Source organism: Scandinavium lactucae (assembly GCF_033843265.1).
GTDB lineage: Bacteria > Pseudomonadota > Gammaproteobacteria > Enterobacterales > Enterobacteriaceae > Scandinavium > Scandinavium lactucae.
Map to the genome: position 1 here is coordinate 29,887 of NZ_JAWXRD010000039.1, position 26,085 is coordinate 55,971.

A 26,085-nucleotide genomic window follows, 5' to 3' on the forward strand; every position below is an offset into this window, starting at 1 on the left:
TCCTATGTCTGAAATGACCCCACGCGAGATTGTCAGCGAACTCGACAAACACATTATCGGCCAGGACGCTGCCAAGCGTTCTGTGGCTATCGCCCTGCGTAACCGCTGGCGTCGTATGCAGCTCGACGAAGAGCTGCGTCATGAAGTGACCCCAAAAAACATTCTGATGATCGGCCCAACCGGCGTCGGTAAAACCGAAATCGCTCGTCGCCTGGCGAAACTCGCCAACGCGCCGTTCATCAAAGTTGAAGCCACCAAGTTCACCGAAGTGGGCTATGTCGGGAAAGAAGTCGACTCGATTATTCGTGACCTGACCGATGCCGCCGTCAAAATGGTGCGCATGCAGTCGATCGACAAAAACCGCTATCGCGCCGAAGAAATGGCGGAAGAGCGTATTCTCGACGTGCTGATCCCACCGGCCAAAAACAACTGGGGCCAGGCAGAAGCACAGCAGGAGCCATCTGCTGCCCGTCAGGCATTCCGCAAAAAACTGCGTGAAGGCCAGCTCGACGACAAAGAGATCGAAATCGATCTCGCCGCGGCACCGATGGGCGTTGAAATCATGGCCCCTCCGGGCATGGAAGAGATGACCAGTCAGCTGCAGTCCATGTTCCAGAACCTGGGCGGCCAGAAGCAGAAACCGCGTAAGATCAAAATCAAAGACGCGATGAAGCTGCTGATTGAAGAAGAAGCCGCCAAGCTGGTGAACCCGGAAGAGCTGAAGCAGGACGCTATCGAAGCAGTGGAGCAGCACGGTATTGTCTTCATTGATGAAATCGACAAAATCTGTAAGCGCGGTGGAAATTCCTCCGGCCCGGACGTGTCCCGCGAAGGCGTACAGCGCGACCTGCTGCCGCTGGTTGAAGGCTGCACCGTGTCCACCAAGCACGGGATGGTGAAAACCGATCACATTCTGTTTATCGCCTCCGGTGCGTTCCAGGTCGCTAGCCCGTCTGACCTGATCCCAGAATTGCAGGGTCGTCTGCCGATCCGCGTTGAGCTGAAAGCACTGACCACCCATGACTTCGAGCGCATTCTGACCGAGCCAAACGCGTCCGTTACCGTGCAGTACAAAGCGCTGATGGCCACCGAAGGGGTCAGCATCGAGTTTACGGAAGAGGGTATCAAGCGCATCGCTCAGGCCGCGTGGCAGGTCAACGAAACCACTGAGAACATCGGGGCTCGTCGCCTGCACACCGTGCTGGAACGTCTGATTGAAGACATCTCCTATGATGCCAGTGAGATGAATGGTCAAAGCGTTACCATTGATGCTGAGTATGTGAGTAAACATCTCGATGCGTTGGTGGCAGATGAAGATCTGAGCCGTTTTATCCTATAATCGCGGTAAATGCATTTTCATCATCGTTGATGGGGGCTTTGAGCCCCCATTTTTATTGGCTGGAACAATGACAGAACAATCTCTGAGTCGTACCCAGGCGTGGCTGGAAAGCCTGCGCCCAAAAACGTTACCGTTGGCGTTTGCCGCCATTGTGGTCGGCACCGCGCTGGCCTGGTGGCAAGGGCATTTTAACCCGCTGGTTGCGCTGCTGGCGCTAGTGACTGCCGGGCTACTGCAGATCCTCTCCAATCTGGCAAACGACTATGGCGATGCGGTCAAAGGCAGCGATAAGCCCGACCGGATTGGGCCACTGCGCGGAATGCAAAAAGGCGTGATTACCCAACAGCAGATGAAAAAAGCGCTGATCGTCACGGTGGGGCTGATTTGTCTGTCGGGTCTGGCATTACTGTTTACCGCTTATCAGTCAGTGGCCGATTTTATCGGTTTCCTGGTGCTCGGCGGGGTGTCGATAATCGCCGCCATCACCTATACCGTCGGCACTCGCCCCTACGGTTATATCGGCCTGGGTGATATCTCGGTACTGATGTTCTTCGGCTGGCTCAGCGTGATGGGCAGCTGGTATCTGCAGGCGCACACCCTTGAAGCCGTGACCTTCCTGCCTGCCACCGCCTGCGGCCTGCTGGCAACCGCAGTGCTGAACATCAACAACCTGCGTGATATCAACAGCGACCGTGAGAACGGCAAGAACACCCTGGCGGTACGTCTGGGGCCGGTTAACGCCCGTCGTTATCACACCCTGCTGCTGATGGGTGCCCCGCTGTGCCTTGCGCTGTTTAACCTGCTGGCGCTGCACAGTCTGTGGGGCTGGCTATTTATTCTCGCCCTGCCGCTACTGGTCAAACAGGCCCGCTTCGTGATGACCCATCACCAACCCGCTGACATGCCCCCGATGCTTGAACGCACGGTAAAAGCAGCCCTGCTGACTAACCTTTTGTTTGTGATTGGGATCGTGTTCAGCCGCCTGTTTGCTTAACTGACAAATATCAATTAACAATTGATGATTTTGCCAACAATGCACTTAGCACGATATACTGAAATCACCTGCTGCAACTGAACGTTAAGCCTATGAAATACGATACATCCGAGCTTTGCGACATCTACCAGGAAGATGTCAATGTCGTTGAACCGCTGTTCTCCAATTTTGGCGGACGGTCGTCGTTTGGTGGACAAATTATCACGGTGAAATGTTTCGAGGATAACGGGTTGCTATACGATCTACTCGAACAGAACGGTCGTGGCCGCATCCTGCTGGTGGATGGCGGTGGCTCCGTACGCCGTGCATTGATTGATGCCGACCTTGCGCGTCTGGCGGTGCAAAATGAGTGGGAAGGTATGGTGGTCTACGGCGCGGTGCGCCAGGTGGACGATCTGGTAGAGCTGGACATCGGCATTCAGGCCATGGCCGCTATCCCGGTTGGTGCTGCAGGTGAAGGCATCGGCGAAAGCGACGTGCGCGTCAATTTCGGCGGCGTTACCTTCTTCTCCGGCGACCATCTGTATGCCGATAACACCGGTATCATCCTGTCGGAAGATGCACTCGACATCGAGTAATCGCCTTGTCGCATAAAAAAAGCCTTCTCTGTGAGAAGGCTTTTTCGTTTTGGGCGGGGATTTACTGAATCTTACCCAAAAAATCGCGTTTACCCAGTGGCACACCGGCCTGACGCAGAATGCCGTAAGCCGTGGTGGTGTGGAAATAGAAGTTAGGCACAGCGAACTGGAACACGTAGCTGCGGGCGGTGAAGTGCAATTGATGCTCACGGGCCTGCACCATAACTGGACGCTCGTCGTCGCCATCCAGTTGGGAATCCTGCACGCTTTTCATAAAGGCCACGGTGGCCGCGATACGTTCATGCAGCTGTGCGAAGGTGCTTTCGTTATCATCCATCACCGGGGCGTCGACGTTGGCCAGACGGGCAACGGTGCGCTTCGCCATATCGCAGCTGACCTGCACCTGACGTTTCAGAGGGAACATATCGTCCGCCAGTTTGGCATCCAACAGCGTCGCTTCCTCAACGCCCTGCTCTTTTGCCCAGACCGCGCTCTTTTCGAGAACAGCGTTCAGACTCTGCAGGCCATGAATAAACTGCGCTTTGGTTTCGCTATACAGTGACATTGTCGATTTCCTTAAAGGTTACAACCCAATACTTGTGCGCCCCGGCATAGCGCCTGGCGCATAAAAAAATCCGCAACCCCCAGGGGATTACGGATTCAGATGCGGTTCACTGTCGGTCAGCGCTTAGTACAGCTTTTTCGCGCAATCCAGCAGCTCAGACTTGAACGGACGCTTCATGTTTTCGATAGCGTCGATGATGTCATGGTGAACCAGTTTTTCGTTCTGGATACCGACACAACGACCACCAAAGCCTTCCAGCAGCAGATCGATAGCATACGCGCCCATGCGGGAAGCGAGGATACGGTCGTAAGGCACCGGAGAACCCCCACGCTGAATGTGACCGAGGACGGTCGCACGGGTTTCGCGTTTGGTTTCGGTTTCGATGTACTTCGCCAACTCGTCGATGTCGCACATATGTTCGGTGATTGCGACGATGGCGTGTTTCTTCCCTTTGGCAATACCCGCTTTGATTTCAGCCACCAGGTCATCACGGCTGAATTCCACTTCCGGCACGACGACGAACTCACAGCCACCAGCAATCGCTGCCGCCAGAGTCAGATCGCCACAGTAGCGGCCCATCACTTCAACGATCGAAATACGCTGGTGTGAGGAGGAGGTGTCACGCAGACGGTCGATAGCCTCAACGACGGTACCCAGCGCGGTGAAGTAACCGATGGTGTAGTCAGTGCCTTTGATGTCGTTATCGATGGTGCCTGGCAGACCGATGCACGGGAAGCCCATTTCGGTCAGGCGCTTTGCCCCCATATAGGAGCCGTCACCGCCGATGACCACCAGCGCGTCGAGACCGCGCTTTTTCATGTTTTCGATAGCCACTTCACGGATGTGTTCTTCACGGAATTCAGGGAAACGCGCTGACCCCAGGAAGGTGCCGCCACGGTTAATCATGTCGGAGACGCTGTAACGGTCAAGCTGGACCATACGATCTTCATACAGTCCAAGGTAGCCATCATAGATACCAAAAATTTCCAGACCTTCTGAAAGAGCTGCACGCACAACACCACGGATGGCGGCGTTCATGCCCGGGGCATCACCGCCACTTGTCAACACACCGATTTTCTTAATCATGACTACCTCTGAACTTAGGAATGCTAAAAATAATTCTGTTGCCCGAAGCGCCCCCGACGATGGGAGAGATCGACTCTATGCGAAATAGTATATCAAGAGCTTCGTGCTGAATTGATTCAGGTCAGGCCAAATGGCGGTAATTTATCCAAAAAATGCCGATCCGACCCACATTTTTACAACGAATTACGAAAGTCCAAGAAGCCCTGTCGCCCCATCGGGACCACCGAGCACGGATCCTGATGAATAATCACATCAGAACCCGGAAAACGTAGCAATATTGCCTGCTCCACCTGTTCAGCCACGATATGCGCCTGAACCAACGGCAGGTTATCTTCCATTTCCAAATGAATCTGAATAAAGCGGGTCGGCCCTGACTGCCGCGTTCGAAGGTCATGCGCACCGCTGACCCCCGGCCAGTTACTGACGATGCTAATGATTTCCTGACGTTCTTCATCGGGGAGTGCGCGGTCTAAAAGCGACTGTACTGCCTCATACCCCATACGTAACGCACTATATAAAATATAGATGCCAATCCCCAATGCAAACAGGGCATCGGCACGATGCCAGCCGTACCATGCCAGCGCAAGCGCCACCAGAATCGCACCGTTCATCATAACATCAGACTGATAATGAAGCATATCTGCGCGCACCGCCTGGCTTTGCGTCTTGCGTACCACCCAGCGCTGGAAGGTCACCAGAATAATGGTGCTGATAAGCGCCACGACCGTGACCGCCATCCCGACGCCGGGATCGCGCATCGGCTCAGGCGCAATCAGATGTTGGATACCGGTCAGGAACAGGAATAACGCCGAGCCGGAAACAAACATACTTTGCGCCAGCGCCGCCAGAGATTCCGCCTTACCGTGCCCGAAGGTGTGTTCTTCATCCGCCGGTTGCAGCGAATAGCGCACCACTAACAGGTTAGTCAGGGAAGCGGCAATATCCACCAGCGAATCGACCAGTGCCGCCAGAATACTGACAGAACCGGTGTACCACCACGCAAAAATCTTAATCAAAAGTAACGCCGACGCCATGACCGTCGCCGCAATTGCAGCCCGGCTGACCAGGCGGCCATAGGATTGATTCATAAATACTCCTGCTCTTTTCTGCGGGTAGTATAGCGGAATGTGATTAATGACATTTGATGGAAAAAAGGCAAAAAAAACCCCCTCATCATGAGGGGGAAGACAGGGATGGTGTCTATGGCAAGGAAAACAGGGTTTATTACTGGTTACTATGGGTATTGCTACTACTGGACAGCATTAAGACTGAACCTTTTTGCATCCTGGCAACCTCACGCAACTGATCCATTCGTTGCTGGTGTCGTTCATTTAAAACCGCTTGCTGGTCAGGCGTTAACAGGCGATACATCTGGTTGCGAACCCGGGCCATTTCGACCTGGCGGACAACCTGTTCCTGCGCCATTTTCTCTGCCTGAACACGGACAGCGTTTTCATCAAATTTGTCTGCGGTGACAAGCTTATGCATTGTCTCCATTTCGCTAACATTAACCGGCGGCTGTTGTCGTCGTGCCTGTTGCATAAGATCCCGCATCTGCTGACGCTGATCTTCGGTTAAACTTATGCCGTCAAACATATGGCTCTGATGACTGCCTTGCGTCGCCCCGTCATTTGGGGTCCAGTTAACGCTGGTAACGACTTCAGCGGCCTGGCTATTCGCACTTAGCGCCAGCGTTGAGGCCATGACGGCAGCGATAACATTGCGCATCAATTGCTCCCAAGTACGTTTGTTTCGCGATTCAACGAGAGCCAGTCTACGATTCAGGCTGCAAACATGCGTCAGGGGGTGTAAAACAACGTAAAGTCATGGATTAGCGCGCCTTGATGACGTAATTTCTGCCTCGGAGGTATTTAATCAATGAATAAAATCCTGTTAGTTGATGATGACCGGGAGCTCACCTCCCTGTTAAAGGAGCTGCTCGACATGGAAGGCTTCAATGTTCTGGTTGCTCATGATGGGGAACAGGCATTGGCGCTTTTGGATGACAGCATCGACCTGCTTTTGCTCGACGTAATGATGCCAAAGAAAAACGGCATTGATACCCTTAAAGAGCTTCGCCAGACACACCAGACACCGGTCATTATGCTGACCGCGCGCGGCAGCGAATTAGATCGCGTCCTCGGCCTTGAGCTGGGCGCAGACGACTATCTGCCTAAACCGTTTAACGACCGTGAACTGGTCGCCCGAATTCGCGCGATTCTGCGCCGTTCCCATTGGAGCGAGCAGCAGCAATCCAGCGAAAACAGTTCACCAAACCTCGAAGTCGATTCTCTGAGCCTCAATCCTGGCCGTCAGGAAGCCAGCTTCGATGGCACCACCCTGGAACTGACCGGCACCGAGTTCACGCTGCTGTACCTGCTGGCGCAACATCTCGGCCAGGTGGTTTCTCGTGAACATTTGAGCCAGGAAGTGCTGGGTAAACGCTTAACCCCGTTTGACCGTGCTATCGACATGCATATTTCCAACCTGCGCCGTAAGCTGCCGGAACGGAAAGACGGTCATCCGTGGTTTAAAACCTTGCGTGGCCGCGGCTATCTGATGGTGTCCGCTTCATGATAGGAAGTTTGACTGCTCGCATCTTTGCCATTTTCTGGTTAACCCTGGCACTGGTGCTGATGCTGGTATTGATGTTGCCCAAACTCGATTCACGCCAGATGACGGAACTGCTCGATAGCGAGCAGCGCCAGGGCTTGATGATTGAGCAACATGTTGAAGCCGAACTGGCGAACGATCCGCCCAACGATTTGATGTGGTGGCGACGCCTGTTTCGCGCTATCGACAAATGGGCTCCTCCGGGACAACGCCTGCTGCTGGTAACCAGCGAAGGCCGCGTGATCGGCGCTGATCGCAATGAAATGCAGATCATTCGTAACTTTATCGGCCAGTCTGATAATGCCGACCATCCGCAGAAAAAACGCTATGGACGCCTCGAAATGGTTGGTCCCTTCTCCGTCAGAGACGGGGAGGACAACTACCAGCTGTACCTGATTCGCCCGGCAAGCACCTCGCAATCCGATTTCATTAACCTGCTGTTTGACCGTCCGCTGTTGCTGCTGATAGTCACCATGCTGGTGAGTTCACCGCTGCTGTTATGGTTGGCGTGGAGCCTCGCCAAACCTGCCCGTAAGTTGAAAAATGCCGCCGATGAGGTCGCCCAGGGCAACCTGAGACAGCATCCGGAACTGGAGTCTGGGCCGCAGGAATTTTTGGCTGCGGGTTCGAGCTTTAACCAGATGGTGACCGCGCTGGAAAGAATGATGACCGCCAACCAGCGTCTGCTTTCTGATATCTCCCACGAACTTCGCACGCCGTTAACGCGTCTGCAATTGGGGACTGCTCTGCTGCGCCGTCGTACCGGCGAGAGCAAAGAGCTGGAGCGTATCGAAATGGAAGCGCATCGTCTGGATAGTATGATCAACGACCTGTTGGTGATGTCGCGCAATCAGTCGAAAAACGCGTTGGTAAGCGAAAATCTGAAGGCCAATCAGCTGTGGGGTGAAGTGCTGGATAACGCTGCGTTTGAGGCCGAACAGGTCGGTAAATCTTTCACCGTCGAGTATCCACCAGGCCCGTGGCCGCTGTACGGTAATCCGAATGCGCTGGAAAGTGCCTTTGAAAATATCGTGCGTAACGCCCTGCGCTATTCGCACACCAAAATTTCAGTCAGCTTCTCGGTGGATAAAGACGGCATCACCATTAACGTGGATGATGACGGGCCGGGCGTAAGCCCTGAAGACAGAGAACAGATTTTCCGTCCATTCTACCGCACCGATGAAGCCCGCGATCGCGAATCCGGCGGCACCGGTCTGGGTCTGGCGATCGTTGAAACCGCTATCCAGCAGCATCGCGGCTGGGTGAAGGCAGATGACAGCCCGCTGGGCGGCTTACGTCTGACCCTGTGGCTGCCATTGTACAAACGAGGTTAAGGGGTGTGGGGGAAATTATTTCCCCCACAGCCGCCGCGAATTATCTTCAATCTGCCCATTCAGACGCCGCTTCTGCATGGTTCGCGTCCAGCTCACCGACAATCCTGCCGCAGACAGCAACCGACGGTACTGTTCATCGTCATACGGCGTGTACCACGCAATCGCCGCCGCGTCATACACTGACACATCACTTAGGCGCGACACCTGTTCCAGCGGCTGTTCCGTCGAGACCTTTCCCGCCACAATTACCCGATACAGCCAGCCCATTTTGCCGCTGCTCTGCATCAGCGAAGACAAGTCGCTAATACCGAAGTGATAATTGAGCTTGAAGCACGGTGAGCGTGGCTGCGTGACCTGAATCAGCGCCTCACCCCAGCGGTAGATATCCCCGATAAATACGGTCTTTTCCGTCATCCCGATCGTGGAGAGATTCTCGCCAAATGCCGGGGCGCAGAACAGGTCTGCCTGTTCGGGAAACTCCCGCGCCCACTCGGCATAATGCTCACGGGGATAGTGGCACAGCGCGCGGTCAGGGCCGCCGTGAATTTTCTTTTCCGCCTGCTCATCGCCCACCAGACCCCGGTCTGTGAGTTCAAGCTCGCCATCGACCTGCCGTTTTGCAATCGCGCTGGGACGGCTACCGTCATACTGCTGCACGCTGCCCGTAAACACGTCCATCGGATATCGCATCTTCCCTCTCCTGCTCTCAAGACTCATCTTCGCTATTTTTGCACGTATTCTGCGCAAAATGCGACAGGCATAAAAAAACCCTGCTGAATCAGCAGGGTTTATTTTCAGCAGCCCGAAAGCCGCGAGACAGGCGTTATCTTTGCCGTCTTATTTCTTAGCTGCAAAACGTGCCGCTGCTTCGTCCCAGTTCACCACGTCCCAGAAGGCTTTGATGTAGTCCGGGCGACGGTTCTGGAATTTCAGGTAGTAAGCGTGTTCCCACACGTCCAGGCCCAGGATTGGGAAACCGGAAGTGCCAGAAATTGCTTCACCCATCAGCGGGGAATCCTGGTTAGCGGTAGACACGACAGCCAGTTTGCCGTCTTTCAGTACCAGCCACGCCCAGCCAGAACCGAAACGGGTGGCGGCTGCTTTCTCGAACTCTTCTTTGAATTTCTCAACGGAGCCGAAGGTGCTTTCGATAGCCGCTTTCAGGTCGCCCTGCAGAGTGGTACCGTTTTTCAGGCCTTTCCAGAACAGGCTGTGGTTAGCGTGGCCGCCGGCGTTGTTACGCAGAACGGTTTTCTTGTCTGCTGGCAGCTGATCCAGTTTAGCGATCAGTTCTTCAACCGGCAGATTAGCGAATTCTGGCAGGCTTTCCAGCGCCGCATTGGCGTTGTTCACGTAGGCCTGGTGGTGTTTAGAGTGATGGATTTCCATCGTCTGCTTGTCAAAGTGCGGCTCAAGGGCATCGTACGCGTACGGAAGGGATGGCAGTGTATAACTCATATTCATCTCCAATTATCATCGGGCGGCAGAGGTGTTACGCCGCGTAAGCAGTTGGTCCATTATAGTTAATTAAATGATATTGAAAATGCTTATCAATGCCGTAATTTTAATAAGGTTATAACTTTTGGTGATGTGGCTGAATTTGTGAGCCCGCTCAAGGGGAACACGCGCTTTTTGCCAGGTCTGCGGGTTCTACGGCAGCGGCCCGAAGGTTAATCAACTGGCTGATTTTTATACTCCATGCTTCAGATGAAAGAATCATCGATGTAAAACATGAGGGTAAAAAATGAGTCACGCGATTACGATGGGTATTCTTTGGCATTTGATAGGTGCGGCCAGTGCAGCCTGTTTCTATGCCCCCTTCAAGAAAGTTAAAAATTGGTCCTGGGAAACGATGTGGGCCATTGGTGGTTTTGTTTCATGGCTGATTCTGCCCTGGTCAATCAGCGCCATGCTGTTGCCAGATTTCTGGGCATACTTCGGTTCTTTTAATGCCTCTACGCTGCTGCCAGTGTTCCTGTTTGGCGCTATGTGGGGGATCGGTAACATCAACTACGGCCTGACCATGCGCTACCTCGGCATGTCGATGGGTATCGGGATCGCTATCGGCATCACGCTGATTGTCGGCACCCTAATGACGCCTATCATCAATGGTCAGTTTGATGTGTTGATTGGCACCCAGGGTGGGCAGATGACGCTGTTGGGCGTGCTGGTTGCGGTTATCGGCGTGGGCATTGTTACCCGTGCCGGGCAGCTAAAAGAACGCAAGATGGGCATCAAGGCTGAAGAGTTCAATCTCAAGAAAGGTCTGATCCTGGCGGTCATGTGCGGGATTTTCTCCGCAGGCATGTCATTTGCGATGAATGCCGCCAAACCGATGCATGAAGCCGCCGCCGCTCTCGGCGTCGATCCGCTGTACGTTGCCTTGCCAAGCTATGTCGTTATTATGGGCGGCGGCGCGGTGATTAACCTCGGTTTCTGTTTCATCCGCCTTGCGACCAAATCAAATCTGTCGATAAAAGCGGACTTCTCGCTGGCAAAACCGATGATCATCGGCAATATCCTGTTTTCCGCGCTTGCCGGTCTGATGTGGTATTTGCAGTTCTTCTTCTACGCCTGGGGTCACGCGCGCATCCCGGCACAGTATGACTACATGAGCTGGATGCTGCACATGAGCTTCTACGTGCTGTGCGGTGGTGTGGTGGGTCTGATCCTGAAAGAGTGGAACAATGCCGGACGCCGCCCGGTGGGCGTACTGAGCCTGGGTTGCGTGGTGATTATTATCGCGGCCAATATCGTGGGCTTAGGCATGGCCAACTGATTACGCTACCCTTTTATGCCGATGACGCCACTGCCCTGGCGTCATCCCCACCTCCCGGTTAAAGACCACCGAAAAATAGTTACTGTCCTCAAAGCCGCAGTGCATCGCGATTTCTCCGATCATCAATTCAGAATGCCCCAGCAGATACTGCGCATGGCAGATGCGCAGCTGGCGCAAATAATGGTTGATGGTCATCCCCGTCTGACTACGAAACTGCTGACGCAGCGCCCGTTCGCTACAGGCCTGCTGTTCGCAGAAATTGTCCAGAGCAAAAGGTCGGTTCAGACTACCCGCCAGCGCGGTGAGCAGTTTATCGAGCAGCGCCTCGCTTTCGGTCGCCGCCAGGTTATCGGTGGCGTAACGATGCCGGTGTAAGGTCATTACCAGTTGGGCAAATAACAACTCAGCCATCTCGTTCGCGTCACTACAGGCTTTATGGCTCTCCTGCTCAAGCGCGGTAATGACCTGTCGCGCCAGAGTCATGCCGCTGCTGCCAATTCGCCAGTGCGGCGTCCAGTTCATCCCGTTCAGACCAGGAATATGCGCCGCCCAATCGACGTTGAGTTTCAATCGCTCCGGACAATAAATAATGTTCTGCAATACCAGGTCGTTCACCGAGGCATAGGAGTGTTTGTCTTCGGCGCGAATGTAGAACAAATCGCCGCGGGTGATGCGGTACGGACGATCGTTGAGGATGTGCAGCCCGTTGCCACGCCACACCAGTACCAGCTCGCAAAACTCATGGGTATGCTCCGCAAACACATTTTGCGGATAGCGATCGGCCACCGCCACCGCCTGCTGCAGTGACGTAAAGAATTCGGCTTTACGAAGAATAAGTGGAGCGACCACAGCGAGACCTCAAACAGCAAATAACCGAATATTATTAACTGTTTTTACAGCATAAAACGGTGACTGCTCTCGCGTTACTGAAGCAGGGTATCGCGTCCCTGGCGAATATCGCGCGGCGACCAGTTAAACTCGCGGCGAAAAAGCGTTGAAAAGTGATTACTGTCGCCAAAACCACAGCGAAATGCGATATCAGTGACGCTTTCGTCACTGTGGCGTAACAGATGCCGCGCTTTGGTCAGACGAATACGATTGAGATAACGCTGCGGCGTCATGCCGGTGTGCTGTTTAAGCTGGCGGTGCAGCGTACGCAGCGACAGTGAAAAGCGGTCCGCCAGCGTTTCCCAGCACACTTCATCGGCAAAATTATCTTCCAGCCACGCCATCAGCAAATTCAGACGCGCATCGTTATTGGTCGCCTCCGCCGCCAGACTGCCCTGCCGCAAATGCACCAGCAGCTGCATAAACAGAATTTCTCGGTTGGCGATGGTATGCATGTCGTCCCCGCTATCGAGCGTTTCCATCTGCTGCACCACCTGCCTCACCTGCTGCAACACCGCCTGATTTACCCGCCAGTGCGACGGATACACACCGTCCTGCTCCTGCGGCAACAGCTGTTCCAGACCAGACAGAAAGCGGAACGCGTCAGGGGAACGGTACAACACGTTGGTCAGGCACAGGTTATCGGTGTGCTCGTACAGATGGCGGTCGTGATCGCGTACGAAACACACCGTCCCGCCAGTGATGGTATAGGGCTGGCCGTTGAACACATGAATACCCGTCCCATGTTCGACGATCACAATCTCATGAAAATCGTGGTGATGCTCAGGGAACTCCGCTTGTGGCAGCCGTGGCTCAATGGCAACAGGTGCATGTCCTGACGGAAAAAAATCCACGCTGTGCAGTACGGTCATAATGGCCCCACGAAATGAGAAAAGTTATCAGGATAATAAGCAGCCCCCGCCATTCTCACCTTGAATTTTTGACAGCAAAGCACGCAAACCCTGTCTGTTTTTCAAGAAACGACAGGAAAAATCAGGAAATGGGTTCAGCGTCACATCCGCATGAAGCGGGCTCATTACTGGAAAGTGTGACGCCTCTCACGTTCATCTTTGCTTTCTTGCCAGCCGCCATTTTCCCCTGTCAGTGGTGAGAAGGTCGACAGGCTGGCGCTCCTTCAGACTGTCTGCAATGACTATCAGAAGGACCCTGCCATGAGTTTTCGCCATTGTGTGGCGGTTGATTTAGGTGCCTCCAGCGGGCGCGTCATGCTGGCCAGTTACGACCGCAAAAAACGGACCCTGGCACTGCGTGAGATCCACCGTTTTATGAATACGCTACAGAAAGTGGACGGCACAGACTGCTGGGATATCGACAGTCTTGAAGCTGAGATCCGCTGCGGACTACAGAAAGTATGCGATGACGGCATTCTTATCGACAGCATCGGGATCGACACCTGGGGCGTGGATTTTGTGCTGCTGGACAAAGACGGCCAGCGCGTTGGCCTGCCGGTGTCCTACCGCGACAGCCGCACCCAGGGCGTAATGCAGCGTGCGGAAACGCAGCTCGGCCGCGCCGACATCTATCGCCGCAGCGGCATTCAGTTCCTGCCGTTTAACACCCTTTACCAGTTCCGCGCGCTATCCGAACAACAGCCAGACGTGCTGGCGAATATCGCCCATGCGCTGCTCATCCCTGACTATTTCAGCTATCGCCTGACCGGCAAAATGAACTGGGAATACACCAACGCGACCACCACCCAAATGGTGAACATCAACACCGACAACTGGGATGAAGACCTGCTCAACTGGGCGGGCGCACCGCGCGACTGGTTTGGTACGCCGACGCATCCCGGCAACGTTATCGGGCACTGGATTTGCCCGCTGGGGAACCAAATTCCGGTGGTCGCCGTCGCCAGCCACGATACCGCCAGTGCGGTGATCGCCTCCCCGCTGGAGGGCAAGCACGCGGCCTACCTCTCTTCCGGGACCTGGTCATTGATGGGCTATGAAAGCAAAACGCCGTGTACCAGCGACATCGCGTTGGTAAACAACATCACTAACGAAGGCGGCGCAGAAGGCCGCTACCGGGTGCTGAAAAACATCATGGGCCTGTGGCTGCTGCAACGGGTGCTGAAAGAGCAAAACATCAGTGATATTGCGGCGTTAGTCGCCCAGACGCAGAAACTGCCTGCCTGTCAGTTCGTGATTAACCCGAACGATGACCGTTTTATCAACCCGGACAACATGAGCCTCGAAATTCAGGCTGCCTGTCGCGAAAGCCACCAGCCGGAGCCGCAAAGTGCCGCCGAACTGGCACGCTGCATTTTCGACAGTCTGGCATTGCTTTACGCCCGCGTGCTGCACCAGCTTGCAGACCTGCACGGCCACGCTTTTTCACAGCTACACATCGTCGGCGGCGGTTGCCAGAACGCACTGTTGAACCAGCTTTGCGCTGATGCCTGCGGGATCACCGTCACCGCCGGGCCAATTGAGGCCTCTACGCTTGGCAATATTGGCGTGCAGTTGATGACCCTCGATGAACTCAGCAACGTTGACGAATTTCGCAAGGTGGTGCGCAGCAACTACGCACTGACCACCTTTAACCCGGATCCGAACAGTGAAATTGCCCGCTATGTCGCGCAGTTTCAGCCACAACAGACCAAGGAGCTTTGCGCATGACCACTCAACTTGAACAAGCCTGGGAACTGGCTAAACAACGTTATGCCACCGTGGGTGTCGACGTCGAGGAGGCCCTGCGTCAACTCGACCGTCTGCCCGTCTCGATGCACTGCTGGCAGGGCGATGACGTTGGCGGGTTTGAAAACCCAGGCGGCGCATTAACGGGTGGTATTCAGGCAACCGGCAACTATCCGGGCAAAGCGCGTAATGCCACCGAACTGCGGGCCGATCTGGAACAGGCCCTGAGCCTGATCCCTGGTCCGAAACGCCTGAATCTGCACGCTATTTACCTGGAATCAGAAACTCCGGTTGGCCGGAACGAAATCAAACCGGAACATTTCAAGAACTGGGTACAGTGGGCCAAAACTAACAAGCTGGGGCTGGATTTCAACCCGTCCTGCTTCTCACACCCCATGAGCGCCGACGGCTTCACCCTGGCCCACGCCAACGATGAAATCCGCCAGTTCTGGATTGATCACTGTAAGGCCAGCCGCCGCGTATCGGCTTATTTCGGCGAACAGTTGGGTACGCCATCGGTGATGAACATCTGGATCCCGGACGGCATGAAAGACCTGACCGTCGACCGTTTCGGCCCACGTCAGCGCCTGATGAACGCGCTGGATGAAATCATCAGCGAAAAACTGAGCCCGGCGCACCACATTGATGCCGTGGAAAGCAAGCTGTTCGGCATTGGTGCTGAGAGCTACACCGTCGGTTCGAACGAATTCTATATGGGTTATGCCACCAGCCGCCAGACCGCACTATGTCTGGATGCGGGACACTTCCACCCGACCGAAGTTATCTCCGACAAAATTTCTGCGGCGATGCTGTTTGTGCCACGCCTGCTGCTGCACGTGAGCCGCCCGGTACGTTGGGACAGCGATCACGTGGTGCTGCTGGACGACGAAACCCAGGCCATTGCCAGCGAAATCATCCGTCACGACCTGTTTGATCGCGTACACATCGGCCTCGATTTCTTCGACGCCTCCATCAACCGCATCGCGGCATGGGTGATTGGCACTCGCAACATGAAGAAAGCCCTGCTGCGCGCACTGCTGGAACCGACGGCTGAGCTGCGTCAACTGGAACTGGACGGCGATTACACCGCACGTTTAGCCCTGCTCGAAGAGCAAAAATGCCTGCCGTGGCAGGCAGTGTGGGAAATGTACTGCCAGCGGAACGATACGCCAGCGGGCAGCCAGTGGCTCGACAGCGTACGCGCCTATGAGAAAGGCGTTTTAGCAAAGCGTAAATAAAAACCTGTCCGGCGGCGCGTTGCTTGCCGGGCCTATGCATTACAGATAGGTCGGGTAAGCGCAGCGCCACCCGACAATTTGAAGGAAAGAAAGACTATGCAGACCATCACCAACGCCTGGTTCGTTCAGGGCATGATCAAAGCCACCACCGATGCCTGGCTCAAAGGCTGGGACGAACGCAACGGCGGTAACCTGACCCTGCGTCTGGATGCCGCAGATATCGCGCCATTCGAAGCCGATTTCCACCCGAATCCGCGTTACATTCCGCTCAGCCAGCCGATGCCAGCGCTGGCTAACACGCCGTTTATCGTTACCGGTTCCGGCAAATTTTTCCGCAACGTACAGCTCGATCCGTCCGCGAATTTAGGCGTGGTGAAAGTGGACAGCGACGGCGCGGGCTACCACATTCTTTGGGGGCTGACGCACGAAGCGGTGCCAACCTCTGAGCTGCCAGCACACTTCCTTTCCCACTGCGAACGTATCAAAGCGACCAACGGAAAAGACCGGGTGATCATGCACTGCCACGCCACCAACCTGATCGCCCTGACCTACGTGCTGGAAAATAAATCTGAGCTCATCACTCGCAAACTGTGGGAAGGCAGCACCGAGTGTCTGGTGGTGTTCCCGGACGGCGTCGGCATTCTGCCGTGGATGGTGCCGGGTACTGATGAAATCGGTCAGGCCACCGCCACGGAAATGCAGCAGCACTCACTGGTGCTGTGGCCATTCCACGGCGTGTTCGGCAGCGGTCCAACGCTTGATGAAGCCTTTGGCTTAATTGATACCGCCGAGAAATCGGCTGAAGTGTTGGTGAAGGTCTACTCGATGGGCGGCATGAAACAGACCATCACCCGCGAAGAACTGATTGCCCTTGGCAAACGCTTTGACGTGACCCCGATGGCATCAGCATTAGCGCTTTACGCATAACAGATAACAACATCGCGCCCCGCTCACTGAGACGGGGCGAAAAAACACCTGCAATCCCTACAACTAACTCAATTCAGTGGAGTAAAAGCAATGAAAATAAAACTAAGCTTGATCCTCACCGTTGCCGCACTGGCGTTGTCCGGTTCTGCTTTAGCTGAAGTCAAAATCGCCCTGGTGGCAAAATCGCTGGGAAATGGATTTTTTGAGGCAGCCAACGTTGGCGCGCAGGAAGCGGCAAAAGAGTTAGGTGACGTTAAAGTCATTTATACCGGTCCCACTACCACCACGGCTGAGGCACAGATCGAAGTGCTGAATGGCCTGATCGCCCAGGGGGTAGATGCGATCGCCATTTCGGCCAACGATCCGGATGCACTGGTGCCGGTGCTGAAAAAGGCGATGCAGCGTGGGATCAAGGTGGTGTCATGGGATTCTGGTGTGGCGCAGGCTGGCCGTCAGATCCACCTTAATCCTTCTAATAACGCACTGATCGGCGAAACCAACGTCAAGCTGGCGGCCGATGCGCTGAAAGCGTTGAATGTCGACAAAGGCGATGTGGCGATTTTGAGCGCCACGCCCACCTCCACCAACCAGAATATCTGGATTGCGGAGATGAAAAAGGTGCTGCCGCAGTACCCATCAATTAATCTGGTCACCGTCGCCTATGGCGATGACCTGTCCGATAAAAGCTACCGCGAAGCGGTCGGTCTGTTGAAAACCTACCCGGATTTGAAAGTGATCGTTTCACCGTCGTCGGTCGGCATCGTGGCGGCGGCGCAGGCGGTGAAGGATCAGGGCAAAATCGGCAAAGTGTACGTGACCGGCCTGGGGCTGCCATCTGAAATGGCGGGAGCGATTAAATCCGGGGCCAGCAAAAGCTTCGCTATCTGGAACCCTATCGATCTCGGCTATGCGGCCACCTATTTAGCGGACGATCTGGTGAAAGGAACCGCCACCAAAACCGAAGCCAGCATGGGCAAACTCGGCAAAGTCACGCTGGATGCAGACGGTAACGGCGCGATGGCGAAGCCGTTCGTTTACGATGCCAGCAACATTGATAAGTTCTCCAAAATTTTCTGATGCGTTTTGTAGGCCGGAGAAGCGTAGCGCCATCCGGTAATACGGCGGGTGGCGCTGCCGCTTACCCGTCCTACAAGACCCCTTTTGATGGAGAACGCACATGACCGAAACTACCCCATTGCTCCAGCTCACGGGCATCAGCAAGTTCTTTCCTGGCGTGCGCGCGCTGGAAAACGTGCAGCTTAGCCTGTGGCCCGGAAAAGTCACCGCGCTGATTGGCGAAAACGGTGCCGGAAAATCCACGCTGGTTAAAGTGATGACCGGCATTTATCAGCCCGACGAGGGCGACATTCTCTATAAAGCGATCCCCATTCAGCTTCCCACGCCGGACTCAGCCCACAAAGTGGGTATCACTGCGATTCATCAGGAGACCGTACTGTTCGATGAGCTGTCGGTCACCGAAAACATTTTCGCCGGGCAGTACGTCTGTAAGGGCTTCCTGAAGAAACTCGACTGGCCGGAAATGCATCGTCGTGCCCAGGCGCTGCTCTCGCGGCTTGAAGTGCAGATTGATCCACGCGCGACGCTAAAAACCCTGAGCATCGCCCAGCGGCACATGGTCGCCATCGCCCGGGCACTGTCGTTTGACGCCCAGGTGGTTATCCTCGATGAACCCACCGCCGCGCTGTCCCAGCACGAAATCCTCGAATTTTATCAGATAGTTGAGCGCCTGAAGCAGGATGGGAAAGCCATTCTGTTTATCTCGCATAAGTTTGATGAAATCTTCGAACTGGCCGATCACTACACCATTCTGCGCGACGGCGTGTTTGTTGGCGCGGGCAATATCCACGACATAACCGAAGAAAGAATGGTGTCGATGATGGTCGGGCGTGCCATCACCCAGACCTTCCCGAAAGTGGCCTGTGAACCCGGCGACACAGTGCTGGAAGTAAAAGACCTGTGCCATCCGACCGAGTTTGCGCATATCAATTTCAGCCTGCGCAAAGGCGAAATCCTCGGCTTTTATGGTCTGGTCGGTGCCGGACGTACCGAGCTGATGCAAGCGCTGTCAGGGGTCACGAAACCGTCATCGGGCGACATCCTCCTCAACGGCCGCCACGTCCATTTCCACCAACCCGCCGACGCGATTAACGCCGGGATTGTCTGCGTACCGGAAGAGCGGCAAAAGCAGGGGGCGATTATTGAATTACCCATTGCCCAGAACATCAGCCTGCCGCAGCTGCGCACACTTAACCCAAACGGCATTCTGCACGATGACCGCGAATGGCGGCTGGCAGATGACTACGCCCGGCGGCTGCAGGTCAAAGCGTCCAGTTGGCGACAGCCAGTGGAAACGCTGTCCGGCGGCAATCAGCAAAAAGTGGTGATCGCCAAATGGCTCGCCACGCATCCCGACGTGGTGATCCTCGACGAGCCGACCAAAGGCATTGATATCGGCTCGAAAGCCGCCGTGCATCAGTTTATGTCCGAGCTGGTGAACCTTGGCCTGGCGGTGATCATGGTGTCGTCGGAACTGCCGGAAGTGATGGGCATGGCCGACCGCATTATCGTGATGCATGAAGGGCTTATCGTGGCGGAATACCCCGCGGGCGAGGCGACGGCAGAAGTCATCGTCAGCGCCGCCAGCGGTGCTGGCAAGGAGGCCGCATGATGTTGCGCTCTCTGCTCAAACACCGCGAAGCGCTGCTGGCGGCGGTTATCGTGCTGTTAGTGGCCGCCATTGGTAGCCGTGCGCCATCGTTCATCGCCCCGGGCAACCTGGTCGAGATGTTCAACGATACGGCCATTCTGATCATTCTCGCCCTCGGCCAGATGATGGTGTTGCTGACCAAAGGCATCGACCTGTCGATGGCCGCCAATTTGGCGCTCAGCGGGATGATCGTGGCGCTGGTTAATTTCCATCACCCGGATATTCCAGTGCTTGCGCTGCTGGCGCTGGCGACGCTGCTCGGCCTGCTGATGGGCGTCATCAATGGACTGTTGGTGTGGAAACTCGGTATTCCAGCGATTGTGGTGACGCTTGGCACCATGAGCATTTATCGCGGGATTATTTTCCTGCTCTCCAACGGCGGCTGGGTGAATGCCAACCAGATGAGCGCCGATTTTCTGGGCCTGCCGCGCGCAGCGATATTGGGGCTGCCGGTACTGAGCTGGTGCGCCATCGCCGCGCTGTTGATCGTCGGATATTTCCTGCGCTACAGCCGCACCGGGCGGGCGTTATACACCGCAGGCGGTAACGCCACGGCGGCGTATTACACCGGGATCAACGCCGGAAAAATGCAGTTCGTCAGTTTCTGCCTGTCCGGCGCACTGGCCGGGTTCTGTGGCTACCTGTGGATTTCCCGCTTTGCGGTGGCGTATGTCGATGTGGCAAACGGCTTCGAATTACAGGTCGTCGCCGCCTGCGTCATCGGTGGGATTAGCACCATGGGTGGCAGCGGACGGGTGCTCGGTTGCCTGTGTGGCGCGCTGTTCCTTGGGGTGATTAACAACGCTCTGCCGGTCATCGGCGTGTCGCCGTTCTGGCAAATGGCGATTTCCGGGGCGGTGATTGTGATTGCAGTGGTGCTTAACGAGCGCGGCAACAAGCGCAAAGGGCGTCTGATCCTGCGGGATGCGGCGCTGGCCCGGCAAAAACAGGCGGTGAAATCATGAGTAAAATTCTGACCTCTGACGCCGTACAAAATATGTCCCCGAAGACGTCACTTTTCCAGCGTCTGGCGTGTTGGGAAGGTTTCCTACTGGCGGTCACGCTGGCGGTGTTTGTGGTGAATGCCTTCTCCTCACCCTATTTTCTCAATATCTGGAACCTGTCGGATGCCACCTTCAACTTCACCGAAAAGGCGATCATCGTGCTACCGATGGCGATGCTGATTATCGCCCGTGAGATTGATTTGTCGGTGGCGGCGATTATTGCCCTCAGCTCCACGGCGATGGGATTTTGCGCCGCGGCGGGGATGGATACGCCGCTGCTGGTGTGCGTCGGTCTGGCCGTTGGGCTGCTGTGCGGTTTAGTGAATGGCCTGCTGGTTACCCGGCTGAATCTGTCGTCGATTGTGATAACCATCGGCACCATGAGCCTGTTCCGGGGCATCTCTTACATTCTGCTCGGCGACCAGGCACTGAATCAGTATCCAGCCAGTTTTGCCTGGTTCGGCCAGGGTTACGTGTGGGCCGCACTGTCGTTTGAGTTTGCGTTGTTTATCGTGCTGGCGGCGGTATTCACCTTCGTGCTGCACAAAACCAACTTCGGGCGGCGCACCTTTGCTATCGGCAACAACCCCACTGGCGCATGGTATTCGGGCATTAACGTCAAGCGTCACAATTTGATTTTGTTCGTGCTGGTAGGGTTGATGTCTGGCCTGGCCGCCGTGCTGCTGACTTCGCGTCTGGGCAGCACGCGACCAACCATTGCCCTGGGCTGGGAGCTGTCGGTGGTGACGATGGCGGTGCTCGGCGGGGTCAATATTCTTGGCGGCTCCGGCAGCATGGTGGGTGTGATTATCGCCGCCTTCCTGATGGGACTGGTGACATTTGGTCTGAGCCTGCTCAACGTGCCGGGCATCGTCATGTCGATAATCATCGGCGCGATGCTGATCGTCGTGATTTCCCTGCCGATTATTACCCGCAGAGTGATGGCACGAAGAAGGAATTAACGCCGGGTGGCAGATGCCAACCGGCAGTAAAATCAGCAATATTAAGGAGAATAAGCATGAGTTTTATGTTGGCACTGCCGAAAATCAGTCTGCATGGCGCGGGCGCTATTGGCGATATGGTTAATCTGGTGGCGGATAAACAGTGGGGTAAAGCGCTGATTGTCACCGACGGTCATCTGGTCAAAATGGGCCTGCTGGACACCCTGTTTGCCGCGCTCGATCACCATCAGATGTCTTATCACCTGTTCGATGAAGTGTTTCCTAACCCAACGGAAGCGCTGGTACAGAAGGGTTTCCAGGCGTATCAAAGCGCAGATTGCGACTACCTGATTGCCTTTGGAGGCGGGAGCCCAATCGACACCGCCAAAGCCATTAAAATCCTCACCGCCAACCCTGGGCCGTCGACCCGTTATTCCGGCGTCGGCAAAGTGAAAAACCCAGGCGTGCCGCTGGTGGCGATTAACACCACCGCCGGCACCGCCGCAGAGATGACCAGTAACGCGGTGATCATCGACAGCGAACGCCAGGTGAAAGAAGTCATCATCGACGCCAACATCATCCCGGATATCGCCGTGGATGATGCCAGCGTGATGCTTGATATCCCGGCTTCGGTAACCGCCGCCACCGGTATGGACGCACTGACGCACGCCATCGAAGCCTTTGTGTCCGTAGGCGCACACCCGCTCACCGATGCCAATGCGCTGGAAGCGATTCGTTTGATTACGCTCTGGTTGCCGGAAGCGGTCCAAAACGGTCATAACCTCGAAGCGCGTGAGCAAATGGCGTTCGGCCAGTATCTGGCGGGAATGGCGTTTAATAGCGCCGGTCTCGGACTGGTTCACGCCCTGGCACATCAGCCGGGGGCCACACACAATCTGCCGCACGGCGTGTGCAACGCCATCCTGCTGCCAGTCATCGAAAACTTTAACCGTCCGAACGCCGTCCCTCGCTTTGCCCGCATGGCGCACGCCATGGGTGTCGACACCCGCGGCATGAGCGATGAAGCTGCGAGCATGGCGGCGATTCAGGCCATTCGCGATCTCAGCACCCGGGTTGGTATTCCGTCTGGTTTCAGTCAACTCGGCGTCACCAAAGCCGATATCGAAGGCTGGCTGGATAAAGCCCTCGCCGACCCGTGCGCACCGTGCAACCCGCGTACCGCCAGCCGGGACGAGGTGCGCGAGCTCTATCTGGAGGCATTATGATCCGCAAAGCTTTTGTCATGCAGGTGCATCCGCACACACATGAGGAATATGAACGTCGCCACAATCCTATCTGGCCCGAGCTGGAAGCGGTGCTGAAAGCGCATGGCGCGCATCATTACGCCATTTATCTCGATAAGCCCCGCAACCTGCTATTTGCCACGGTGGAAATTGAGTCGGAAGAGCGCTGGAACGCCGTCGCCAGCACCGATGTCTGCCAGCGCTGGTGGAAATACATGGGGGAAGTGATGCCCTCAAATCCGGATAACAGCCCGGTGAGCGCGGAACTAAAAGAAGTGTTCTGGCTGGAGTAAGTCTCTCTACCTGTCCTCCTCGACGATTGGGGAGGACAACAACAATGATGTTGGCGGCGCTGGATCTGTCAAACACCCTCGATTTGAGCTTGTAAGTCATCCTTACAGGTTGAACTTTGTTCAAACTCTCTCCCACTGATAAATCAATTCTGTGATTAATCTCGCGCAGGGCGATTTCTCTATTGTGCTATGTTCCCTCTCAACTGGCATACGCCAGTTAACACATGGAGAACCAGGCAATGGAAAGACTCAAAGTGGTCACCGTCGGCGGCGGCTCAAGCTATACACCAGAATTGATTGACGGTTTTATCCGTCGTCATCAGGAACTGCCCGTCAGTGAGTACTGGCTGGTCGATATTGACGCCGGAAAAGAGAAGCTGGAGATAGTCGGGGCGTTAGCCCAGAGGATGGTAAAAAAAGCGGGCATCAAGATGACCGTCCATCTCACCACCCATCTGGATGAAGCGCTCGCGGGTGCCGATTTCGTCACCACCCAAATACGCGTGGGACAACTTGCGGCGCGTATTCAGGATGAAAAAATTCCTCTGCGCTATGGCGTTCTGGGGCAGGAAACCACCGGCCCAGGCGGGTTTATGAAGGCACAGCGCACCATTCCCGTATTGCTCGCGTTATGCCGCAAGATGGAAGAGCATTGCCCCGATGCGTGGCTGATTAACTTCACCAATCCGGCAGGCATCGTTACCGAAGCGCTTTCCCGCTACAGCCCCATCAAATCCCTCGGTATTTGCAGCGGCGCAAACAGCATGCTGCGGGATATCGCCCATGCGTATGGCGTTGAGAGAGATGAGGTTTATGCACGGATCATGGGGTTAAACCACTTGATCTTCGCCGATCGCATTGCCGTCAACGGTCACGATATGACCGATGATTTTATTGAGAAACTGGCTCAGGGCGTGGGCAGTAATCAGCTCAAAAACATTCCTGATATTGGCCTGCCCGCGGAGTTTATTCGCGCGTTAAAACTCTATCCGCTCTCCTATCTGAAGTATTTTTATCTCAACCGGGAAACGGTGGAACACGAATGCCAGACGCTTGCGCAAGGCATGACGCGCGGCGAGCAGTCACTGATGATTGAAAAATCCCTGTTTGAACTCTATCGCGACCCTGGTCTGTGCGAAAAACCGGCGGCGCTTTCCGCCAGGGGTGGCGCACTCTATTCTGATACCGCCTGCTCAATTATCAGTTCGATTTACAACAACAAGTGCGAAATCCACGTTGTGAATGTACCTAACCAGGGAACCACACCGGACCTCTCCGATACCGCGGTTATCGAAACAAATGCCATGATCGATGCCAGCGGCGCGCACCCGTTAGCCTACGGGCGGCTGCCTGCGTCAATCAAGGGGCTTATTCAGAGCGTGAAGGCATTTGAAGAATTGACGGTAGAGGCCGCGATGACCGGCGATAAATCGACCGCCCTGCTGGCTCTGGCTTCACATCCCCTGGTTCCTTCCGTCGCCGTGGCAGAACAGATCCTGCATGACTATCTGGCGGCCAATTGGAACTATTTACCGCAATACACACGGTAACGCCGTCGGGATTTACAGGGAGTAAATATGAATCATTTTCTAGAGAACAGCGTCGTCCCGATCCTGGTGAAAATCGGCAATAACGTGGTGCTGGTCGCCGTGCGCAACGGGATCGCGTTTACCCTACCGTTTATTATCGCCGGGAGTCTTTTCCTGATTATTGCCAATCTGCCCATTCCGGGATGGAGCGCATGGCTCGGTGACTACGCCACGCTGTTAAGCATTCCGGTCCAGGCAACCTTTGGCGCGATTGGGTTGATTGCCGCAATTGGCATCAGTTACAACCTCGCCAGGCATTACGCGTTGGATGGACTCAGTTGCGTCTGCATTACGGTTGCGGTGTTTCTGTTATCGCAACTCGACGACCACTATCAGGTTAACGTTAATAATTTTGGTGCCTCCGGGCTTTTTTCCGCCATCATCCTTTCGGTATTGACGGTGTATATCGTGCGTTTTTTTATCGTGCGCAAGCTGTATATCAAAATGCCCGAAGGCGTTCCGCCCGCCGTTTTGCAATCGTTCGTCAGTCTGGCACCGGCCTGTGTCTGCCTGGGGCTTATCTGGTTCGTGCGCGTGGTGCTGAATTTTGATATCAACGCGTTTTTCACGCTGATGCTCAGCCCACTGGTTAACGGGCTGGATACATTGCCCGGTATGCTAATGCTGGTTGGGTTAATCTCTCTGCTGTGGTGCTGCGGTATACATGGCACCAATGTTCTGTCAGGGATCACCAGCCCGATTTTTCTCACGTTTATCGCCGAAAATACCCAAGCTTACCTGGCACACCAGCCCATACCGCACATTAACGCCGAAGGGTTTTACACCATCTTTATTTGTTCGGGTGGCTCCGGTGCAACGATGGGACTGGTGCTGGCGATGCTGCTGTCGAAAAGCCGCTACTACAAATCGGTTGGCCGTATCTCCTTTGGCCCGGCGCTGTTTTGCATCAACGAACCGGTTATTTTTGGGGTCCCGATGGTGTTCAACCCGCTGATGATGATCCCGCTCATCGCCACGCCGATGGTGATTTGTACCTGCTCGTGGCTTTTGATGTCATTTGGCATTATCGGTAAACCTGTGCTGCAGGTGCCGTGGACGATGCCCCCTATTCTTAATGCGTATTTTGCCACCGGCGGCAATATCCCGGCCGCAATCTGGTCCGGCTGTATGGTCGTTATCTCAACGGTTATCTATTTCCCGTTCTTTAAGATGCTGGAGAAAAAACAGCTGATCGAGGAAAAGGCGGAAATGCAAAGGACACAATCCCGATTGAGTGAGCACGCTTAAATTTCAGGGCGTGGAAACACGCCCATCCCGATCCACAGTG

At 55.1% G+C, this 26,085-nt stretch carries 25 protein-coding genes; 17 read left to right on the forward strand and 8 right to left on the reverse strand.

The genetic code is table 11. The features are described 5' to 3' along the window. The first annotated feature begins 4 nt into the window (after positions 1-4). The 3 genes from hslU (at position 5) to rraA (ending at position 2,911) form a co-directional block, all read left to right on the forward strand. Positions 5-1,339, forward strand: a complete 1,335-nt coding sequence (hslU, locus tag SIK69_RS17275) for an ATP-dependent protease ATPase subunit HslU (RefSeq protein WP_319629573.1) — start codon at positions 5-7, stop codon at positions 1,337-1,339. A gap of 67 nt (positions 1,340-1,406) precedes the next feature. Further along, on the forward strand, positions 1,407-2,333 hold the full coding sequence (menA, locus tag SIK69_RS17280) for a 1,4-dihydroxy-2-naphthoate polyprenyltransferase (RefSeq protein ID WP_319629574.1): 927 nt from the start codon (positions 1,407-1,409) through the stop codon (positions 2,331-2,333). A gap of 92 nt (positions 2,334-2,425) precedes the next feature. Continuing rightward, complete coding sequence (gene rraA, locus SIK69_RS17285; protein WP_319629575.1) at positions 2,426-2,911, forward strand: ribonuclease E activity regulator RraA; 486 nt, start codon at positions 2,426-2,428, stop codon at positions 2,909-2,911. Positions 2,912-2,972: 61 nt separating this feature from the next. Here the strand turns inward: rraA and SIK69_RS17290 are convergent, their stop codons facing one another. From SIK69_RS17290 to cpxP, 4 genes are all read right to left on the reverse strand, one after another. Then, the gene (locus SIK69_RS17290; RefSeq protein WP_319786634.1) at positions 2,973-3,476 is read right to left on the reverse strand and encodes a DUF1993 domain-containing protein; all 504 of its coding nucleotides are present in this window, start codon (positions 3,474-3,476) and stop codon (positions 2,973-2,975) included. A 123-nt stretch (positions 3,477-3,599) separates the two neighbouring features. Then, positions 3,600-4,562, reverse strand: coding sequence for a 6-phosphofructokinase (pfkA, locus tag SIK69_RS17295; protein ID WP_319629577.1), 963 nt, complete (start codon positions 4,560-4,562; stop codon positions 3,600-3,602). 173 nt (positions 4,563-4,735) lie between these two features. Further along, on the reverse strand, positions 4,736-5,650 hold the full coding sequence (fieF, locus tag SIK69_RS17300) for a CDF family cation-efflux transporter FieF (protein ID WP_319629578.1): 915 nt from the start codon (positions 5,648-5,650) through the stop codon (positions 4,736-4,738). A gap of 136 nt (positions 5,651-5,786) precedes the next feature. Further along, on the reverse strand, positions 5,787-6,290 hold the full coding sequence (gene cpxP, locus SIK69_RS17305; RefSeq protein WP_319786635.1) for a cell-envelope stress modulator CpxP: 504 nt from the start codon (positions 6,288-6,290) through the stop codon (positions 5,787-5,789). 150 nt (positions 6,291-6,440) lie between these two features. On the opposite strand from cpxP, the gene cpxR reads away from it, so the two are divergent. Both cpxR and cpxA read left to right on the forward strand, forming a co-directional pair. Then, a complete protein-coding gene (cpxR, locus tag SIK69_RS17310) occupies positions 6,441-7,139 on the forward strand; it encodes an envelope stress response regulator transcription factor CpxR (protein ID WP_319629580.1) in 699 nt (232 codons plus the stop codon). Then, positions 7,136-8,509 (forward strand): envelope stress sensor histidine kinase CpxA, encoded by a 1,374-nt coding sequence (cpxA, locus tag SIK69_RS17315; protein ID WP_319629581.1) that lies wholly within the window; start codon positions 7,136-7,138, stop codon positions 8,507-8,509. The genes cpxR and cpxA overlap by 4 nt, the downstream gene beginning before the upstream one ends. A 15-nt stretch (positions 8,510-8,524) precedes the next feature. Here cpxA and yiiM read toward each other — a convergent pair whose 3' ends face one another. Both yiiM and sodA read right to left on the reverse strand, forming a co-directional pair. After that, complete coding sequence (gene yiiM / locus SIK69_RS17320; protein ID WP_319629582.1) at positions 8,525-9,199, reverse strand: 6-hydroxyaminopurine reductase; 675 nt, start codon at positions 9,197-9,199, stop codon at positions 8,525-8,527. Positions 9,200-9,346: 147 nt separating this feature from the next. Next, positions 9,347-9,967 (reverse strand): superoxide dismutase [Mn], encoded by a 621-nt coding sequence (gene sodA / locus SIK69_RS17325; RefSeq protein ID WP_319786636.1) that lies wholly within the window; start codon positions 9,965-9,967, stop codon positions 9,347-9,349. Positions 9,968-10,253: 286 nt separating this feature from the next. On the opposite strand from sodA, the gene rhaT reads away from it, so the two are divergent. After that, positions 10,254-11,288 (forward strand): L-rhamnose/proton symporter RhaT, encoded by a 1,035-nt coding sequence (gene rhaT, locus SIK69_RS17330; protein WP_319629584.1) that lies wholly within the window; start codon positions 10,254-10,256, stop codon positions 11,286-11,288. Here the strand turns inward: rhaT and rhaR are convergent, their stop codons facing one another. Both rhaR and rhaS (SIK69_RS17340) read right to left on the reverse strand, forming a co-directional pair. Further along, a complete protein-coding gene (gene rhaR / locus SIK69_RS17335) occupies positions 11,289-12,137 on the reverse strand; it encodes an HTH-type transcriptional activator RhaR (protein ID WP_319786637.1) in 849 nt (282 codons plus the stop codon). A gap of 74 nt (positions 12,138-12,211) precedes the next feature. Beyond that, positions 12,212-13,048, reverse strand: coding sequence for an HTH-type transcriptional activator RhaS (gene rhaS, locus SIK69_RS17340; protein ID WP_319629586.1), 837 nt, complete (start codon positions 13,046-13,048; stop codon positions 12,212-12,214). A 300-nt stretch (positions 13,049-13,348) separates the two neighbouring features. Between rhaS (SIK69_RS17340) and rhaB the strand changes: the two genes are divergently transcribed. The 11 genes from rhaB (at position 13,349) to SIK69_RS17395 (ending at position 26,045) form a co-directional block, all read left to right on the forward strand. Then, positions 13,349-14,815: a rhamnulokinase gene (gene rhaB, locus SIK69_RS17345; RefSeq protein WP_319629587.1), complete on the forward strand. Its 1,467-nt coding sequence runs from the start codon at positions 13,349-13,351 to the stop codon at positions 14,813-14,815. Further along, positions 14,812-16,071 carry an L-rhamnose isomerase gene (gene rhaA / locus SIK69_RS17350; protein ID WP_319786638.1) on the forward strand — a complete coding sequence of 420 codons (1,260 nt, stop codon included), beginning with the start codon at positions 14,812-14,814 and terminating at the stop codon, positions 16,069-16,071. The genes rhaB and rhaA overlap by 4 nt, the downstream gene beginning before the upstream one ends. A gap of 96 nt (positions 16,072-16,167) precedes the next feature. Next, complete coding sequence (rhaD, locus tag SIK69_RS17355; RefSeq protein ID WP_319786639.1) at positions 16,168-16,998, forward strand: rhamnulose-1-phosphate aldolase; 831 nt, start codon at positions 16,168-16,170, stop codon at positions 16,996-16,998. 90 nt (positions 16,999-17,088) lie between these two features. After that, the gene (gene rhaS / locus SIK69_RS17360; protein ID WP_319786640.1) at positions 17,089-18,075 is read left to right on the forward strand and encodes a rhamnose ABC transporter substrate-binding protein; all 987 of its coding nucleotides are present in this window, start codon (positions 17,089-17,091) and stop codon (positions 18,073-18,075) included. Positions 18,076-18,175: 100 nt separating this feature from the next. Then, complete coding sequence (locus tag SIK69_RS17365; RefSeq protein ID WP_319786641.1) at positions 18,176-19,687, forward strand: sugar ABC transporter ATP-binding protein; 1,512 nt, start codon at positions 18,176-18,178, stop codon at positions 19,685-19,687. Continuing rightward, a complete protein-coding gene (locus SIK69_RS17370) occupies positions 19,684-20,691 on the forward strand; it encodes an ABC transporter permease (RefSeq protein WP_319786642.1) in 1,008 nt (335 codons plus the stop codon). The genes SIK69_RS17365 and SIK69_RS17370 overlap by 4 nt, the downstream gene beginning before the upstream one ends. Then, positions 20,688-21,692 carry an ABC transporter permease gene (locus tag SIK69_RS17375; RefSeq protein WP_319629593.1) on the forward strand — a complete coding sequence of 335 codons (1,005 nt, stop codon included), beginning with the start codon at positions 20,688-20,690 and terminating at the stop codon, positions 21,690-21,692. The genes SIK69_RS17370 and SIK69_RS17375 overlap by 4 nt, the downstream gene beginning before the upstream one ends. Positions 21,693-21,748: 56 nt before the next feature. Further along, positions 21,749-22,897 carry a lactaldehyde reductase gene (gene fucO, locus SIK69_RS17380; RefSeq protein ID WP_319786643.1) on the forward strand — a complete coding sequence of 383 codons (1,149 nt, stop codon included), beginning with the start codon at positions 21,749-21,751 and terminating at the stop codon, positions 22,895-22,897. Further along, on the forward strand, positions 22,894-23,208 hold the full coding sequence (rhaM, locus tag SIK69_RS17385) for an L-rhamnose mutarotase (RefSeq protein ID WP_319786644.1): 315 nt from the start codon (positions 22,894-22,896) through the stop codon (positions 23,206-23,208). The genes fucO and rhaM overlap by 4 nt, the downstream gene beginning before the upstream one ends. 239 nt (positions 23,209-23,447) lie before the next feature. Then, positions 23,448-24,758 (forward strand): 6-phospho-beta-glucosidase, encoded by a 1,311-nt coding sequence (locus tag SIK69_RS17390; RefSeq protein WP_319786645.1) that lies wholly within the window; start codon positions 23,448-23,450, stop codon positions 24,756-24,758. Between the two features lie 27 nt (positions 24,759-24,785). Next, on the forward strand, positions 24,786-26,045 hold the full coding sequence (locus SIK69_RS17395) for a PTS sugar transporter subunit IIC (protein WP_319786646.1): 1,260 nt from the start codon (positions 24,786-24,788) through the stop codon (positions 26,043-26,045). Positions 26,046-26,085: the final 40 nt, after the last annotated feature.

Coding starts and splice junctions, on each gene's coding strand:
- hslU (WP_319629573.1), top strand. CDS start 5: ATGTCTGAAATGACCCCACGCGAGATTGTCAGCGAACTCGACAAACAC.
- menA (WP_319629574.1), top strand. CDS start 1,407: ATGACAGAACAATCTCTGAGTCGTACCCAGGCGTGGCTGGAAAGCCTG.
- rraA (WP_319629575.1), top strand. CDS start 2,426: ATGAAATACGATACATCCGAGCTTTGCGACATCTACCAGGAAGATGTC.
- SIK69_RS17290 (WP_319786634.1), bottom strand. CDS start 3,476: ATGTCACTGTATAGCGAAACCAAAGCGCAGTTTATTCATGGCCTGCAG.
- pfkA (WP_319629577.1), bottom strand. CDS start 4,562: ATGATTAAGAAAATCGGTGTGTTGACAAGTGGCGGTGATGCCCCGGGC.
- fieF (WP_319629578.1), bottom strand. CDS start 5,650: ATGAATCAATCCTATGGCCGCCTGGTCAGCCGGGCTGCAATTGCGGCG.
- cpxP (WP_319786635.1), bottom strand. CDS start 6,290: ATGCGCAATGTTATCGCTGCCGTCATGGCCTCAACGCTGGCGCTAAGT.
- cpxR (WP_319629580.1), top strand. CDS start 6,441: ATGAATAAAATCCTGTTAGTTGATGATGACCGGGAGCTCACCTCCCTG.
- cpxA (WP_319629581.1), top strand. CDS start 7,136: ATGATAGGAAGTTTGACTGCTCGCATCTTTGCCATTTTCTGGTTAACC.
- yiiM (WP_319629582.1), bottom strand. CDS start 9,199: ATGCGATATCCGATGGACGTGTTTACGGGCAGCGTGCAGCAGTATGAC.
- sodA (WP_319786636.1), bottom strand. CDS start 9,967: ATGAGTTATACACTGCCATCCCTTCCGTACGCGTACGATGCCCTTGAG.
- rhaT (WP_319629584.1), top strand. CDS start 10,254: ATGAGTCACGCGATTACGATGGGTATTCTTTGGCATTTGATAGGTGCG.
- rhaS (WP_319629586.1), bottom strand. CDS start 13,048: ATGACCGTACTGCACAGCGTGGATTTTTTTCCGTCAGGACATGCACCT.
- rhaB (WP_319629587.1), top strand. CDS start 13,349: ATGAGTTTTCGCCATTGTGTGGCGGTTGATTTAGGTGCCTCCAGCGGG.
- rhaA (WP_319786638.1), top strand. CDS start 14,812: ATGACCACTCAACTTGAACAAGCCTGGGAACTGGCTAAACAACGTTAT.
- rhaD (WP_319786639.1), top strand. CDS start 16,168: ATGCAGACCATCACCAACGCCTGGTTCGTTCAGGGCATGATCAAAGCC.
- rhaS (WP_319786640.1), top strand. CDS start 17,089: ATGAAAATAAAACTAAGCTTGATCCTCACCGTTGCCGCACTGGCGTTG.
- SIK69_RS17365 (WP_319786641.1), top strand. CDS start 18,176: ATGACCGAAACTACCCCATTGCTCCAGCTCACGGGCATCAGCAAGTTC.
- SIK69_RS17370 (WP_319786642.1), top strand. CDS start 19,684: ATGATGTTGCGCTCTCTGCTCAAACACCGCGAAGCGCTGCTGGCGGCG.
- SIK69_RS17375 (WP_319629593.1), top strand. CDS start 20,688: ATGAGTAAAATTCTGACCTCTGACGCCGTACAAAATATGTCCCCGAAG.
- fucO (WP_319786643.1), top strand. CDS start 21,749: ATGAGTTTTATGTTGGCACTGCCGAAAATCAGTCTGCATGGCGCGGGC.
- rhaM (WP_319786644.1), top strand. CDS start 22,894: ATGATCCGCAAAGCTTTTGTCATGCAGGTGCATCCGCACACACATGAG.
- SIK69_RS17390 (WP_319786645.1), top strand. CDS start 23,448: ATGGAAAGACTCAAAGTGGTCACCGTCGGCGGCGGCTCAAGCTATACA.
- SIK69_RS17395 (WP_319786646.1), top strand. CDS start 24,786: ATGAATCATTTTCTAGAGAACAGCGTCGTCCCGATCCTGGTGAAAATC.